This window comes from Campylobacter sp. RM12637 (assembly GCF_020137645.1).
GTDB lineage: Bacteria > Campylobacterota > Campylobacteria > Campylobacterales > Campylobacteraceae > Campylobacter_E.
This window is the reverse complement of record NZ_JACGAV010000026.1, coordinates 1-14,176: the sequence shown is the minus strand read 5'-3', so window position 1 is coordinate 14,176 and position 14,176 is coordinate 1. Positions and strand designations below refer to the sequence as shown.

Annotated in this window: 25 protein-coding genes; 16 read left to right on the top strand and 9 right to left on the bottom strand. The window is 29.9% G+C overall.

The genetic code is table 11. The annotated features are described in order from the left end of the window. Positions 1-133: 133 nt before the first annotated feature. Both AVBRAN12637_RS09290 and AVBRAN12637_RS09285 read left to right on the top strand, forming a co-directional pair. Positions 134-1,279: a tyrosine-type recombinase/integrase gene (locus AVBRAN12637_RS09290; RefSeq protein ID WP_336615788.1), complete on the top strand. Its 1,146-nt coding sequence runs from the start codon at positions 134-136 to the stop codon at positions 1,277-1,279. Then, positions 1,276-1,674 (top strand): type II toxin-antitoxin system PemK/MazF family toxin, encoded by a 399-nt coding sequence (locus AVBRAN12637_RS09285; RefSeq protein WP_336615787.1) that lies wholly within the window; start codon positions 1,276-1,278, stop codon positions 1,672-1,674. The genes AVBRAN12637_RS09290 and AVBRAN12637_RS09285 overlap by 4 nt, the downstream gene beginning before the upstream one ends. Positions 1,675-2,038: 364 nt before the next feature. Here the strand turns inward: AVBRAN12637_RS09285 and AVBRAN12637_RS09280 are convergent, their stop codons facing one another. The 9 genes from AVBRAN12637_RS09280 to AVBRAN12637_RS09240 are packed head-to-tail and all read right to left on the bottom strand — an operon-like array spanning position 2,039 to position 5,703. Beyond that, positions 2,039-2,449 carry a hypothetical protein gene (locus AVBRAN12637_RS09280; protein WP_336615786.1) on the bottom strand — a complete coding sequence of 137 codons (411 nt, stop codon included), beginning with the start codon at positions 2,447-2,449 and terminating at the stop codon, positions 2,039-2,041. 1 nt (position 2,450) lies between these two features. After that, complete coding sequence (locus AVBRAN12637_RS09275; protein WP_336608973.1) at positions 2,451-2,837, bottom strand: DUF3310 domain-containing protein; 387 nt, start codon at positions 2,835-2,837, stop codon at positions 2,451-2,453. After that, entirely contained in the window at positions 2,834-3,223 is a 390-nt protein-coding gene (locus AVBRAN12637_RS09270) for a hypothetical protein (RefSeq protein ID WP_336608972.1), read from the bottom strand. Before AVBRAN12637_RS09270 ends, AVBRAN12637_RS09275 begins: the two co-directional genes overlap by 4 nt. Beyond that, positions 3,220-3,402: a hypothetical protein gene (locus AVBRAN12637_RS09265; RefSeq protein WP_336615785.1), complete on the bottom strand. Its 183-nt coding sequence runs from the start codon at positions 3,400-3,402 to the stop codon at positions 3,220-3,222. Before AVBRAN12637_RS09265 ends, AVBRAN12637_RS09270 begins: the two co-directional genes overlap by 4 nt. Positions 3,403-3,451: 49 nt before the next feature. Continuing rightward, a complete protein-coding gene (locus AVBRAN12637_RS09260) occupies positions 3,452-3,901 on the bottom strand; it encodes a single-stranded DNA-binding protein (protein WP_336615784.1) in 450 nt (149 codons plus the stop codon). Beyond that, positions 3,898-4,743: a lambda-exonuclease family protein gene (locus tag AVBRAN12637_RS09255; protein ID WP_336615783.1), complete on the bottom strand. Its 846-nt coding sequence runs from the start codon at positions 4,741-4,743 to the stop codon at positions 3,898-3,900. The genes AVBRAN12637_RS09260 and AVBRAN12637_RS09255 overlap by 4 nt, the downstream gene beginning before the upstream one ends. A 1-nt stretch (position 4,744) precedes the next feature. Beyond that, the gene (locus AVBRAN12637_RS09250) at positions 4,745-5,299 is read right to left on the bottom strand and encodes an ERF family protein (protein WP_336615782.1); all 555 of its coding nucleotides are present in this window, start codon (positions 5,297-5,299) and stop codon (positions 4,745-4,747) included. Further along, entirely contained in the window at positions 5,292-5,495 is a 204-nt protein-coding gene (locus AVBRAN12637_RS09245; protein WP_214118649.1) for a hypothetical protein, read from the bottom strand. The genes AVBRAN12637_RS09250 and AVBRAN12637_RS09245 overlap by 8 nt, the downstream gene beginning before the upstream one ends. Beyond that, the gene (locus AVBRAN12637_RS09240) at positions 5,488-5,703 is read right to left on the bottom strand and encodes a hypothetical protein (RefSeq protein ID WP_336609845.1); all 216 of its coding nucleotides are present in this window, start codon (positions 5,701-5,703) and stop codon (positions 5,488-5,490) included. The genes AVBRAN12637_RS09245 and AVBRAN12637_RS09240 overlap by 8 nt, the downstream gene beginning before the upstream one ends. A gap of 185 nt (positions 5,704-5,888) precedes the next feature. Here AVBRAN12637_RS09240 and AVBRAN12637_RS09235 point away from each other — a divergent pair, with 185 nt between their 5' ends. From AVBRAN12637_RS09235 to AVBRAN12637_RS09170, 14 genes are all read left to right on the top strand, one after another. Next, positions 5,889-6,584, top strand: a complete 696-nt coding sequence (locus tag AVBRAN12637_RS09235) for a S24 family peptidase (protein WP_336615781.1) — start codon at positions 5,889-5,891, stop codon at positions 6,582-6,584. A 482-nt stretch (positions 6,585-7,066) separates the two neighbouring features. After that, positions 7,067-7,294, top strand: a complete 228-nt coding sequence (locus AVBRAN12637_RS09230; RefSeq protein ID WP_336615780.1) for a hypothetical protein — start codon at positions 7,067-7,069, stop codon at positions 7,292-7,294. A 48-nt stretch (positions 7,295-7,342) separates the two neighbouring features. Then, positions 7,343-7,612, top strand: coding sequence for a hypothetical protein (locus tag AVBRAN12637_RS09225; protein WP_336615779.1), 270 nt, complete (start codon positions 7,343-7,345; stop codon positions 7,610-7,612). After that, positions 7,602-8,639: a baseplate J/gp47 family protein gene (locus AVBRAN12637_RS09220; RefSeq protein ID WP_336615778.1), complete on the top strand. Its 1,038-nt coding sequence runs from the start codon at positions 7,602-7,604 to the stop codon at positions 8,637-8,639. Before AVBRAN12637_RS09225 ends, AVBRAN12637_RS09220 begins: the two co-directional genes overlap by 11 nt. Beyond that, positions 8,630-9,082: a hypothetical protein gene (locus tag AVBRAN12637_RS09215; RefSeq protein WP_214118638.1), complete on the top strand. Its 453-nt coding sequence runs from the start codon at positions 8,630-8,632 to the stop codon at positions 9,080-9,082. The genes AVBRAN12637_RS09220 and AVBRAN12637_RS09215 overlap by 10 nt, the downstream gene beginning before the upstream one ends. Continuing rightward, the gene (locus AVBRAN12637_RS09210; protein WP_336615777.1) at positions 9,079-10,908 is read left to right on the top strand and encodes a phage tail-collar fiber domain-containing protein; all 1,830 of its coding nucleotides are present in this window, start codon (positions 9,079-9,081) and stop codon (positions 10,906-10,908) included. The genes AVBRAN12637_RS09215 and AVBRAN12637_RS09210 overlap by 4 nt, the downstream gene beginning before the upstream one ends. A 1-nt stretch (position 10,909) precedes the next feature. Then, the gene (locus tag AVBRAN12637_RS09205; protein WP_336615776.1) at positions 10,910-11,494 is read left to right on the top strand and encodes a hypothetical protein; all 585 of its coding nucleotides are present in this window, start codon (positions 10,910-10,912) and stop codon (positions 11,492-11,494) included. Then, the gene (locus AVBRAN12637_RS09200; RefSeq protein ID WP_336615775.1) at positions 11,491-11,856 is read left to right on the top strand and encodes a DUF1353 domain-containing protein; all 366 of its coding nucleotides are present in this window, start codon (positions 11,491-11,493) and stop codon (positions 11,854-11,856) included. The genes AVBRAN12637_RS09205 and AVBRAN12637_RS09200 overlap by 4 nt, the downstream gene beginning before the upstream one ends. Beyond that, on the top strand, positions 11,853-12,059 hold the full coding sequence (locus AVBRAN12637_RS09195; protein ID WP_336615774.1) for a hypothetical protein: 207 nt from the start codon (positions 11,853-11,855) through the stop codon (positions 12,057-12,059). The genes AVBRAN12637_RS09200 and AVBRAN12637_RS09195 overlap by 4 nt, the downstream gene beginning before the upstream one ends. After that, positions 12,050-12,955, top strand: a complete 906-nt coding sequence (locus AVBRAN12637_RS09190; RefSeq protein ID WP_336615773.1) for a phage late control D family protein — start codon at positions 12,050-12,052, stop codon at positions 12,953-12,955. Before AVBRAN12637_RS09195 ends, AVBRAN12637_RS09190 begins: the two co-directional genes overlap by 10 nt. Further along, positions 12,955-13,245, top strand: coding sequence for a hypothetical protein (locus AVBRAN12637_RS09185; RefSeq protein WP_336609856.1), 291 nt, complete (start codon positions 12,955-12,957; stop codon positions 13,243-13,245). Before AVBRAN12637_RS09190 ends, AVBRAN12637_RS09185 begins: the two co-directional genes overlap by 1 nt. After that, positions 13,208-13,429, top strand: a complete 222-nt coding sequence (locus AVBRAN12637_RS09180) for a hypothetical protein (RefSeq protein ID WP_336615772.1) — start codon at positions 13,208-13,210, stop codon at positions 13,427-13,429. Before AVBRAN12637_RS09185 ends, AVBRAN12637_RS09180 begins: the two co-directional genes overlap by 38 nt. After that, positions 13,429-13,614 carry a hypothetical protein gene (locus tag AVBRAN12637_RS09175; protein WP_239818297.1) on the top strand — a complete coding sequence of 62 codons (186 nt, stop codon included), beginning with the start codon at positions 13,429-13,431 and terminating at the stop codon, positions 13,612-13,614. Before AVBRAN12637_RS09180 ends, AVBRAN12637_RS09175 begins: the two co-directional genes overlap by 1 nt. 162 nt (positions 13,615-13,776) lie before the next feature. Continuing rightward, positions 13,777-14,175 carry a hypothetical protein gene (locus AVBRAN12637_RS09170; protein WP_336615771.1) on the top strand — a complete coding sequence of 133 codons (399 nt, stop codon included), beginning with the start codon at positions 13,777-13,779 and terminating at the stop codon, positions 14,173-14,175. The last annotated feature ends 1 nt before the right edge of the window (position 14,176 follow it).

Below are 14,176 nucleotides of genomic sequence, written 5' to 3'. Positions count from 1 at the left end.
CATACAATCTTGAAAATAAGCTTTTTAGCTTGATTTAGGATTTTTTATATTTGTGTTTTTAGTTTATATATTTGTTTAATTTTGTTATATTTTTTGGCAACACTTTAGGTAACACTTTTAATTAAGGAATAAAATGACAAATAAACAAATCGTATCACTAAAAGCAAAAAGCAAGCGTTATAGAGTTTGTGTTTATCCGAATGTCTATATTTATGTAGGCACTAATAATAGTAAAACTTTTTACGCAAGAATAAAAAATGAAAACAACAAAGATAGTGTAATCAAACTAAATAAATTTAGTGTCAACTATGGTGTAGATGATGCGATAAGTGATTATAATAAACTAATAAGCACGCTTGTGGAAAGTCAAAAATATAAATTTAAAACACTTGATAAATTGTTTTGGCAATTTTTAAAGAATAAAGAAAAAATAATCGCACACAGAACATACGAAAGATATATTAATGCTTTTAAGCTATTTGATGAAATCAAACACGAAAAACCACACGAAATCAAAACTTCAGCAATTATAGAATGCATAAAAACTGACAGCACACAAGAAAAACCACGCCGTGCTTTTTCGTTAATCAATCAATTATACGAGTTTGCTATTTGCAGTGGTGAGAATTTACACTCTCCACTTGCAAGAGTTAGACCTAGCATTTTACTTGGTAAGATAGAAAACAAAAACCATCCAACATTCACGAAATCACAGGACCTAACAAGGCTTTTTAATGTAATTAAAAATTCTAATACTAATCAATTATATAAATACGCTTTAATTTTACAATCTCTAACTGCTCTAAGAACGCAAAACATTAGGGCAATGCGTTGGGAATGGATTAATTTTGATGATGGTGTTTTAGCAATACCAAGCGAACAAATGAAAATCAAAAAGCCTTTTTACTTGCCCTTAAACTCTCAAGCATTAAAAATCTTAAAATCTATTAAAGCTTTTTTAGGTAATTCTAGCGAGTGGGTATTTCCTGCAATTAATTTAACGAAAATTAATCCCTACATCAGTGATAATACTTTAAGAATGATTTTACGCCGTGGTGGCATTACAAATGATGAATTCACACCCCACGGATTTCGTGCAATGTTTAGTACGATAGCTAACGATAATAATTATTCAAGCGAAATTATAGAACTTTGTTTAGCTCACACGGTAGGAGGAGTTCGTGGTATATATGATAGAAGCCACAAGCTAGAAGCTAAAAGGGAATTAATGCAATGGTGGGGAGATTATTTAGAAAAATATATCAAGGATTTTCTATGAATTACGATGAGTGGAATGAAGTAAAAAAGGCGATTAATAATAAAGAAAAAACAAAAATTGTTAAGGTAGGCAAGGTTTATTGGGTTAGCGTTGGTAAAAATATAGGTTGTGAGATTTATGGTAAAGGTTGTGATTTTGTGCGTCCTGTGTTGGTTATAAAAACTTTATTTATTAGTGGCAAAAAGGCATTTTTAGGTGTGCCGTTAAGCTCAAAAACTTACATAAATGATAAATTAAGGTTCGTATTTGCTGATAAAAATGGAGTTTTACAATCTGCTTTAATATCTCAAATTAGAATTTATGATAATAAAAGAGTTATAAATAATTCCAATATAAAAATAAATGGCGATGATTTTTTAAACATTAAAGAAATTGCAAAAAACGAATTATTTTAAATTACCCCGGATACTAAGTCCGGGTAGCCGTTGTCGACCTGTCTTCATCTCGTGAAGTATGAGAGTATTATAATATATGGTGGTTAATAAAGAAATTATCTCACGAATTAGCGTGAGAACCCATTAAGGGCGTAAGCTTTGTAGCTCGTTGGTGTTATCATATCATTAAAATATCATAAAAGCTTTTAACACCACGCATAAAAGATGGGGGATATCGACTACCTAAAAGATAGGGCGACTAAGACATAAGGCTGAAACATTTTAATTATAGTATTTATTTGGTTATTTTGTAATTTGTACTCTAGGCTAATTAATTTCATAAACTCGCAAGCAATTTGTATTAATTTCTATTTTGCGTTTTTCCTTACAGTGAATTTATACATACAAAAATCTCATTTTTGTTAAAAAAGTTCGTTTTGTTATCGTTTAGTTTTGCGTTTTTTAGGGCATTTTCGCTTATTCTTTTGTCTATAAAAGCACGACTTACTCCTAAAAGTTCGCATAAATTATTAACTGTTAAAATGTTTTGCACTTGTTCTATTGAAACCTTGTTTTGTCTATGTAAAAGATTTGATTTTGATTTGCTTTTATTATTTTTGATACAACAAAATAAATAAATATCATCAATTGAAAAAAACACATCTTGAAAATCACTAAATCTTATATGATTTATTTTTTTTGCTTTTATCCAACGCTCAAGAGTATGAAAAGTCACACCCATAAGCTCTCTAGCTTTCGCTGATGATAAAAACAATTGGTTTTCTTTTAGTTTCATTTTAACCCCTTGCCATATACTCTAAAATTTCAAGCATACATCTATCATCTACTGAATGAAAATCTTTATTTTGTAAATACTCTAGCTTCGTTTTAAGCGATTCTTCTGTCACTTTCCCAGCTAAAATACGATAAGCTAATTGATTATTCAGTAACTTCGCACAATCAATAAGCAAAGCTGTGTAATAAAAGCTCTCGTATTTTTCTTGATTGTCCTGTTCGCTTTCGCCTTGCTTTTTGCCTTTTCTTGCTTTGTATTTTGCAGTATTAATTCTGCACCAAGCTAATAAATCTTTTTGCTTATACTTATCATACATTTTATAAATGGTTGCGTCCTTACCACTTCCGTAGTGGGGGCTTTTTGGATTTAGTAATGGATGTAGTTTCATTCTTCATCTCCCCAAACAAAAGTAATATAATCTTGCTCTTTGTTGTATTCATCAATGATTTGCTCTATATATTTTGCTATGTCTTTTGAAGTACAATGCTTTTCTAGCTCGATGGTTTTTTGAATGTTAATAGCTTCGTTATAGCTTGTAAAATTTGTGTCAATTGTTGCATAGTTCAAATCAATATAAAAAATAAAGTTATTTATATAATTAGTTCCTAGTTTTTTTCTTATTTCTTCATTTTTTATATGCAAGAAAACGCAACCGTCAACTAATAAAGCAACACTGAATAAATTACTATACTTATAAAAGTTATTAATTTTTAATTCTAATTCTATTATTTCTTCTAAATCTTTTTTATTAATTAGTTTTACTATTTCTCTCATCTTAAACTCCTTAAAATCTTTAATTCTTTATCTCTTAGTTTGTTTAGGCTACTAGTTGTGTAACTAGTGCCTAAGTTTTCGTTATATCTTGCTAAGCCAAAACGCTTTATAAAAAGCTCTCTAATGCTTATTTCTAAGCAAAAGATAATCATATTTCTTACATTACCAAGGCAATTCATCAGCTCCACCTTGTTGGTAATTGTTGTTTTGGTAATTCTGCTGTGGCTGTTAATAATTATTAGCTTGATTTTGTCTTGGTTGTTGCTGATAATTATTGTTTTGATAATTATTTTGTCTTGGTTGCTGATAGTTATTTTGATAACCACCTTGATTGTTATTTTGATTATCTTGCTTATTATCTAGCATCTCCATATTTTCTATAATCAATACAATTTTACTTCTATTCTGCCCTGTTTGATTGTCTACCCATGTTTGCCGTTGTAAATATCCTTCAACTGCTAGTTTTGAGCCTTTATGTAAGTATTGGTTCATTACTTCAGCCGTGCGATTAAATGCTACTATGTCTAAAAACAATGTTTCTTCTATTCTCTCGCCGTTTTGATTATTTCTAATACGACTTGTTGCGATAGTGTTATTTACTATCGCTGTGCCTGTGCTGCTTGAAGTTTTTAGCTCTATATCTTTTATTAATCTTCCTATGATGATTGTCTTATTCACGCTATCTCCTTAATTCTTATTGTTCTTGTTTCGCTAGTCTTTTTATCACTTTCTAAAATCTCATATCCGTTACGCTCAACTATCGCTTTATAATCAATTGTTTCTCTCGTGCTTATGCTATAAGTTAGCTTTGCTGTAGGCGTTTCGTAAATCGTGCTATCATCAAACTGATAAAAATAGCTTTTAAGCTCTTTTTCACGCTCTCCTAATGCTTTTAATTGCTTTTGCACTTCGCATAATTCATCTGTTTTTATTAGTGCTTGATAATCAATATTTTTGTATCTATAAGTGCTTTCAAACTCTAGCCATTTGCTTTTAATCTCATCTTGCATTGCTAAATCAGGCTCTATGTTTATAAGTTCAATATCAAGTGTGCCATCGTATTTTGGATATGCGATAGCTAAAAGTGCTTTTTTAGCTACGCTTACCATCATTTGATGCTGTATTTGATACATATATCTTAATGGCACTTCGTTTGAGTTTCTATAAGCGATTAGCCCTAATTCACTCACCTTAATTTCTAATATCTCGCCGTTGTCGTACCCATCAAGACTAGCGATAAAGCGTCCGTCGTGTTCGTCTTCGCACACTAAAGGCTTAAAATTACGCTTCAAACTAACATTTATAAAATCTCTAACTTTTGGCTCATATTCTACGCCAAGCTCAACTGCAGGTATGCTTGAAATATCAGGACGCTTTCCACCACCATATCTATAATATGCTTCTTGATAGGCTTTGTGATAACCCACACCAAAAAGCACAGGTGTAATACTCGCACTAAACTTATCTTTGCGATAATCTAACCATTCTTGTGTATTTTGCTCTAAATTAATTATTTTCATATTAACTCCTTAAATTATCTAATATTTTGTGTAATTGCTCAGGTTTTGCATTTTCTAAGCTTTTAAGTTTTTCGCACTTTAGTATTTGTTCTATTGCTACATTTTTTATTTTTGCTAGGTTTTTGATTTCATCAACTAAAGAATTTAAATTCGGATTTTCGCCATTATCTAAACTATCAGGATCATCTTCGCTATCATCAAGACATAATAAAGATGAAACGGCTCTTTTTTTAGCATATGTTGAAGCTGTTCCCCAAATTTGCTCTTTACTCATTCCTTTGTGGTTATAATCAATCTCCACGATAGCATTAGAGCTAATACTCTCGTTTGTTTTTCGTAAAATAGCTGTTGCTTCTAATATGATTTTATTATCAAAATCACCTAAAAATTTTTCGCTAAATGTAAGGGTTGTTTCTAATCCTTCGCTTGCCTTTTTGTAATTTTCTAAAATGCTTTCTATTGTTCTATATTCGTATTTTGCAAACTTATTTTTGGCATCTTTTTTCGCTTTTATCTTTTGCTGAATAGTGCTTAATACTTTTATAATCTCACTCATCTAAATCTCCACAATCAATTCTGTATTTTCTAGTTCTAATAATTGAATTATCAACAACGTGGTGAGTTGAACTAGAAAACTCAACCCCTTCTTTATTGCGATAAAATCTACAATCATCACGGCTTTTATCCCTAAAGCCACTACAAAAGTTAGTAAGATTAAATCTTGCTATGTCTGTTAAATAAAAATCACGCATTTTTTAAATACCTTTCTTTACATTGTTTATCAAAATATTCATCAATGTCTGCAGTTGGTTCAATCTCATTTAAAATAAGAGCTAATGCAAAATCTCTATGCTTTGTTTTTTCTAAATCTTTTGGCTCAATTGCTCTTATTAAATGTTTAATAGCTGTATCTTGCACTTTTAATTTATTTTGTAAAATTTCAAAATCTTTATCTGACACACTTTTCTCCTTTAATTGTATTTTTTATTAAGATTATGAATATTCTAATAATAATCTTAATAAATTATGAAGAATAATAATAGTTATTTCTTAATTTTTACTTAATATTTGCAAAAATCTGATTTTTTTGTTATTATTTTGTATATTTAATTAAGAAAATATGAATTTATTAAGGAGATTTAGGAATGGCAAAAGTTACAGGAGCGAATTTAAAAGTAGATATTGAAAAATTAAAAATATATATAAAAGACTACAAAGTAGAAAAAGGGCTAACAAACAAAGAATTTACCGAACTACTAAATGATAATGGGTGTGATGTTAAGATTTCTACAGTAGAAAGATGGCAAGGCAACAACGCACCTGAAACAATATCTGAAACTTATTTAAAGCCAGTGTTGGAGTTAATTAATAAAGATTTAAACGATATAGTTTTAGGAGATACATCTTATAATGATGATTTTGCAATGATTAAATATTATGAAACTACGAAAGCAAGTGCAGGAACAGGCGTGCAGTGTTTTGAAGAGTGTGAGCCTACAATAGTACCATTTGCAAAACAAGAATTAAGAAAAGCACTAAATATATGGTCTTGTAAAGATATTCATATGATTAAAGTAGAAGGCGATTCTATGACGCCTACAATTCCTGAAGATGCGATGGCTATTTTTAGTGAATATAAGGGAGAGCAAGTGAAAGAAGGTGTAGTTTATGTAGTGCGTGATGATGAAGAAATTTTGATAAAAAGACTTATTATGAAACCTCAAATAATGTTACTAAGTGATAATCCAAAATATCCACCAAGACTAATAGATAATGTTGATAACTTTAGTATTATTGGTCGTGTTTTGGGATTTCATCAAATTTGCAAATTAAAAAGATAAATTAAGAATATTTTAGCTATCTTTGAATAAAAAAAAGATAGTATATGACTTATGAACAGTTAGCAACACTATTTATTGAAGATAGAAACAATATAAAAAATTATCAGATGAAGTAAAATCAAGCGAAGAAATGTTTAGAGCATTGATTGCTTGTAGGTTTTTTTAGTGGATTTTATGAAGTGCCTGAAAAAGCGTTTAAAAATCACTTACAAATAATATATGATTAGCTTTGCAAAAGTCCGCACTTATTTAAATATATACCTGATGAGATAGCAACTGAAGCGGTTTTTTGTAAAGCTTGGTATGAATATAGCAAAACTACACCAAAAAACGAGAGAAAATATAGCGTATTAGATGAAATAGATTTAAGTCATTTAGATAGCGATAACATAGATAAATATGCTGAATATTATAAAGATTTTAAAATACCTGATGCGTTTTTTGATAGCAAGAATGTAGAAAAAGTCATTAAAGAATACGAAATGAAACAAAATATAAAAAATAGTTTTGATAATAATAAAAAAGATATATTAGAAATAGATATAAGTAAATTAAATGATAAGCAAAAGAAATATGTAATGCAAAAATACTCAGAAATCGTATTGTTTATAACTACTGGCAAGAAAAAGCGTGGTTTTTATTTTTATTTTACTTGGGTATTTATTATTTTAATAATACTTGTTGCTATTTCGGGAAATAATACAAAATAGTTTCTATTGTCATACTTTTAGAAACCTTTTATTTTTTAAACTTCATCTATGTATAAGATAAGCATAGATGATAATTTAACTAGAATTATAAAGAAGCGTAAGTTTAGCCACGCATTACGCCCGTTCTTGGGCTGTGATAGCTTGATTGATAAGGAGCTAACACATGCTAACACTCACGTATATTTAAAGACTTTAGCAGAGCAAATAAAACTACTTGAGCCACGCATTATCATTAAAAAATTAGCCCTAAACGGAACAAATGTGCTTATTGATTACGAAGTAATTGAGAGCAAGGAGCGTGTCGTTTATGAATTATAATGATGTATTTTTCGCTCCATTTGATATTGATAAAGCTAGAAACGAAATTATAGAAAATTATAAAAACAAAGCAAATCAAAGCGATTATAAGCCACTAATAAATGATGATATTATGATTTTAACTGATTGCTTTTTAGAGTGGTTTAAGACAAAGCACGAATATATCACAAATATAGCTATGCAAAACTATTTAGCATATTCACGCGATACATTTTTAGATGAATTAGTAGCACTTGTAGGACTAACTAGAAAACACGCAAACAATGCAACAAGTAAAATCAAAATCACAGCAAATAGCCCTACATTTATACCTAAGAACGCAAAGCTTAGCGATGGCAAAGGTCATTATGCGTATTTGCTAAATGACGTATATGTAAAAGATGAGATTATAGAGCTATGCGAGATAGAAAATAACGAGTTTTTAGATATGAAAATATCAATGCTTGAAACTCAAAATATCTACATTGAAAAAATAGAGCAAATAACAGAATGGCAAAACGATAGCTATACTGAAAGCGATGAAGAGCTAAAAGAACGCTTTAAACTAGCACTTCATAGATTTAGCACGGCAGGAAGTGCTGAAAGCTATTTATTTTATGTCTTATCAACTAAAGCTGTATTAAAAGCTAAAGTATATGATGATAACACAAAGCCAGGACAGGTCTTCATTTGTTATTACACTCAAGCTGAAAATATAGAGCCACAAATCTTAAAGGCCCTTGAAAACAAAGTGCCATTAACAGATAAAATCAATTTAATTAAATGCCAAGAAATAGCACAAGATTTGCTAATAAAAATCAAAGTAAAAGATGATTTTTTATTTGCCGAGAACTTAGCAAAGATTGATTATATCATAAAAGATTTTTATAAAAAGCTTGATATTAGTGAAAATGTAAGCGTGAGTAAAATCATAAGTTTATGCAATGATGAGAATATAAGTGATATAAGTATCACAACTCCACTTCAAACGATAGATAAAAATAGCATTTTAAAGCTAAATTCATTAAGGATTGAAAAATGGATTTAAGTATTTATTCAAAATCTTTAGAAAATTACAAAAACTCTATTTTAGAAGTGCTTGATAATGCATATTCTATAAATACCGAGCATTTTTATAAGCCAAATGTAAAAAATACAAAAGTTTTATCATCGCAATGGGGACATCATCAAGAGCTAAAAACGCCGCTTTTACTAAATCAAAGCGAAGGGACTGCGAGCTATTTTAAAACTATGCTTCGTGGGGTTTTTGCTGATTGTAAAGTTGTTAATTTAGATAAGCCTTACACTTTTAAAGCAGTGGTTGAGATTAGCGAAAACACAACTAGCGAAAACATACTAAAGCTTAGCGAATACATAAATAAATATAAAAACGTAAGAAGCGTATGTGAAAACATAGAACTTATCACAATACACGAAACACCACTTAAGATAAAGGCAGTTATGCAAATAAAGGAGTTTAAAGAACTATGACAATAATTACGAATGCAGGTAAAAAGCTAATAACACACGCAATTATAAATAAGCTTGATTTATTTATATCAAAGGTTGTTTATGCTGATTATAATTTAGATACACTAGATGAAAACACAGCGTCTTTAACAAATATCAAATATGAAAATCTTCCAACAAGCGTAAGAATAGATGAATTTGATAACTCAAAAATAATCCTTGAAGCGGTATTAAAAAACGATACAGCACAAGATTTTTTCATAAATTGCGTTGGATTTGTTGCAAAAAATGGAGAGCTTTTATGCTTCACTAAAATAAACAGAACATTTGTACAAAGTGCAGTAAACAATACAAACGCTTCATTGTTTCATTATAAGTTAGCAATGGAGCTTAAACACGCAAGTGAATTAAGTATAAAAATAGATGAAACTATTGTTTATCCTACACTAGCACATTTTAATGCTTCTCAAAAAGCACAAGATGAGAAGATAAAAACACTTGAAATAAATAAAGCTGATAAATCTTCATTAGATGATTATTATTTAAATCAAAAAGGAGAAGAGTTAAGCAAAAGACTTATAAAAGCAGAAAGCTATTGTAATGATTTAAGCACTAAGAAAGCAAATAAAACTGAAGTGTTTACAAAAGATGAGATAAACACAAAACTAAATGAAAAAGCGAACAATACAGACTTAGCAAAAGCTAAAAGTAATTTAGAAGTAAGAATTAAAGCAGTTGAGAATGATTATGTAAAAGTCTATGATACGCCTATTAATGTAAGCGTAGGCACCGGTGGAACCTATGCGAAACTAAGCGACGCGTTTAAGGCGTTAATGTGTTACAAAAAAGCAAGAGCAAATGTAGGAGATTGTGTTATTACGCTTTTACCTAATTTTGTTTTAAACGAGCAGCTTACATTTGATAATGTAGATTTAGCACATATAAGAATTACTTCAAATAATGCAGTAATTAAATGTGAGTTCGCCCACGAAGCAAGTGCGAATTTTGTAGTTTTTAGATTTTTTCATTCTAAATCTTGCTTATTTTATAGATGTAAATTTGATTTTACAAATAAACCACAAAGGTTAATTCAAATAAGCCACAATGGTTCGCTTAGATTTTGTGAATGTAGTGTAAATAATTCAACTTACGGAATAATCTCTTATAATGGTTTTGCAGATGTTAGAAGTTGCACTTTTACAAATACTATTGAAACTTGTCTTTATTTTTCAGAAAACGCTAATTTAAATGCAATATCTAACACTTACGATACTTCAAATCGTGCAATTGTAAGCCTAAGAAATACAAAACTAAATTCATATAGAGAGATTTTTAAAAACATTAAATTAGAATGTTTCTTAGTAGATTGGGGAGGATTTGCTATGTATGAAGCACACCCTAACGGAAGTTTTGTTAATTCTCCTAAAAAATGTAATTTAGAGCCGAACACACTCTATAAGCACGGGATATTTTTTGATAGGACTACTAGCGAAGGAGCTTTAATTCAAAAAGATGTCCCTTATGGTAAATTATTTGAACTTAATGGTTTAAAAATTTTAATTTTAAGAAATGTTCCTATTGTTCCTGTTGTAGGAGCTGATAGATATCAAAATCATTTAAATATGGGTCATTATGAAGTATTTTATAGTTTTACTTTACCTATCAACGGATTCTTTTTAATTGGTGCTAGTTACAAAGGTGCTTTTTGTTCTGGTCAAACACTAAATAATTTTCACAGAATATATAGAAATAGAGATTCACAAAAAGATATGCACACAGTTCCTGCAGTAGGACAACCATTTGAAAGAGAAAAACTTAATTTTAATTTTATAGCAATAGGACTTTAATATGGAAGAATTAAACAATTTAATACAAGATGATTTTAACGATTATTACACTGATGAGAAAGTTTACAGCGTTGTTTTAAAAGAAAGCGGCTTTATTGATTATATTGATATGAGAAAGCTTGAAAACGGCATAGAAGTTAGCGAAGAAACTTTTACAAAAATAATGCAAAATAAAGTGAATTTCTACGAAAACGGCGAGTTTATTTATAAGCCTGAAATGATAGAGCTAAGCTTTAACGAACTTAAAGAGAAAAAACTAAGTGAAATAGAAGCTAGCTTTAAAAATGCAATGAGTAGTCTTGATAAAACGCCTGATGAAGAAAGGCTTACTTTTGAAAGGCAAGAGCGTGAAGCTAGAGAGTATCTAGCTAGTAATGATGAAAGCAAAGCACCATTTTTAAAAGCACTTGCAACTAGTCGCGAAGTGCCTTTAGATGATTTAGCACAAAAAGTTCTTTTAAAGGCTGATAAATACGCTGAAATAAGTGCTGTTTTGATAGGCAAAAGACAAAAAGCACTAGATGAAATCAAAAAAACAACTACTAAAGAAGATTTAAACTCAATTAATGTGGAGTTTAGTTTATGAATAGAGTTGTATTAAAGCCTTGCGAAAAAGATAAGTTTGAGTTAGTGCAAGATTATTTTTACGAGTGTGGATTTGGGCGTGTAGATATTCCATCAAGCTACAAAACCAACGGGGCAAACATACCTAGAATATTGTGGAGCTTTTATCCGCCAAACTCTCCAGAGTATTTATCGGCAGTAGTTATTCACGACTACTTGTGCGATAAAGCATATCAAAACGATAAAAACTATGAAGACTTTATTTTAGCTGACAATATATTTTTTATCGCATTGAAAGAATTAGGCGTTAGCAATTTTAAATCGGCTTTATTTTACAACTCGTGCAGATTTTACCACTACTTAAAATACAAGGTTTTTAGATGATTTATATTGCAAAGCAAGGCGAAAAATTAAGCGTGATTTATGCCAAACATTATAAAAGAGATGATTATTCATCTAGCTTTTATCAAGAGTTTTTAAGGGCTAATCACAAGCATTTAAACACGCTTTATTTTCGTGGTGGCGAACAAATAGAACTAATAGAGCTTAAAGTTGAAACTAGAAAAACGGAGACTTTATGGAGCTAGTTTATAAGCCAAAGATAACATTGTTTTATAATGATATTGATAAAACGGCTCAAATGCCTTTTATAAATATTACTATTAATGATTATGCAAAAGGTCAGGCTGATACTTGCAATATCACGCTAAGCTACAACACGCCTGAGCCAAGATTAAATGATACTATAAAAGTTTTTTGCGATGGTGTTTTGCTAGGTGCTTTTTATATAAACAAAATTAAAATTAAGCATAAAATATCTTATGAACTAGAATGCGTGAGTGCAAATCTAAGCCGTGCAAAAAAAGTCAAAAATCGCACTTTTAAAGAAAGCGAGTTTTTAAAAGTTGCACGTAGTATAGCAAAAGAAAACGGCTTGGAGTTTAAAGCACAGGTTAGCAAAAACGAGATTAAAAACTATCAGCAAAATAACCAAAGCGATTTAGCATTTTTAAGTAGTGAATGTGATAAGCTAGGTGTAAATATGAGTATTAAAAACAATACTTTGATTTTGCACGATGCAAATAAAGAGAATAAAAGACTTAAATATGAGTTGCAAGAAGGCGAATTAATAGAGCTTGATTATGAGTTCGTAGCAGCAGTTAGTGCTGGTAGTGTTGAAGTAACTTATTTTGATGCGAAAGAGAATAAAGATATTGTGGTGCGTGCAGGTAGCTCTGAACCAGTAAAAAGAATTAATAGTTTTGTAAAAAATAAACAAGAAGCATTAACACTAGCAAACTCTAAGCTACAAACTCAAAAAAACGCTAGTTTTAAAGGCTCTTTAAAGGTGCTTGGTCGTGCTATGAATGCAGGTGCATTGCTTGATATAGTGCTTGAAAATAAGACTTTAAACACTCAAATAGAAAAAATAACGCATTCAATAAATGCTAGTGGGTTTATTACTAGCGTGGAGTTTTGCTAATGAAAATAAATGCGATTTTAGGAGTTATCATCTTGCTAATGTATTTATATATAAGTGATTTAAAAGCGAGTTTAGATAAAGCAAAAACTAAAGCATTTGAGCTAAATGCCGTGATTTTAGCAAAAGATGATGAGCTAAAAAGAGCAAATTTAGCAAGAGATGAGCTAAATAAAAAACTACAAGATAAACAAAAAATCCGTTTATCTGTAGTAAAAAAGGTAAGTGAAAATGAGAAGAGCAAAGATAAGCTTGATGATTATTTTCTTGATATTTTTAACAGCTTGCAGTGAAAAAATAGTGTATGTAAAAGAGCAAGTGCCAACAGACTTTTTAGAATGCGAGAATTTGGATATGGATAGAAATATGAAAACAAACGGCGATTTTGCTTTATTTGTGATAGATAGCGTGAGTGCTTACAAAGACTGCAAAGCTAAGTTAAAAGCGATAAGAGATTTTGTGGAAGGAGATAAATAATGGAAGAAGGGTTGTTGCATTTAATTTTAAAAGGTGCGACTATACAAGATTTAACGGTCGCAGGAGTGCTTGGCGGAATGTTGATTTATCAAATGTATTTAAATCAAAAGAAATTAGAAAGAATTGAGCATTTAAGTCAAGAAATTGTAACACTTTTAAAAGTTTTGAGTGAGAGAATGAAATAATGAATTTAAAAAAACAACAGCGAAAATAGCTTTTTAAAGATTATTGATGCGTTGAAAAATCATCATAATTTTATATTTTTTAGTAAGGAGGTAAAAATGACTTAGCTAAGAACATGTATTTAATAAAAAGCAAGCAGTTAAAATAAATATAAAGGAGAATTTATGACAAGAGAAAGAAAAGAAGTTGCATTAGCGTTTATTCAAGCATTTTACACAAGAGAAGAGTTAGGCATAGATACAAGTGAGTATAAAGCTGACGATATTAGCGATGAGTTAGTGCTTTTAGTTGATGAGATTATGGATAAGATGGTAAAAAACAAAAGATTAATGTCAGCAGCTAGTTTTTTAAGTAGATTTATCAATTTTAATTCAGTAACACAAGTTGTAAGTTCACATTTTGTTGAAAATGATGGAGATTTAGATATGTTATTAGAAGACACAAGAAAAAGTTTTGCAGATGATAAAAAGCAAATGATGGCAAATTTCTTTACTCGTGGAGCATTAATTGCATTACTCGGTGGAAGAAAATCAGAAGTAGCTATGAAACTTTATGGCTTTTAAT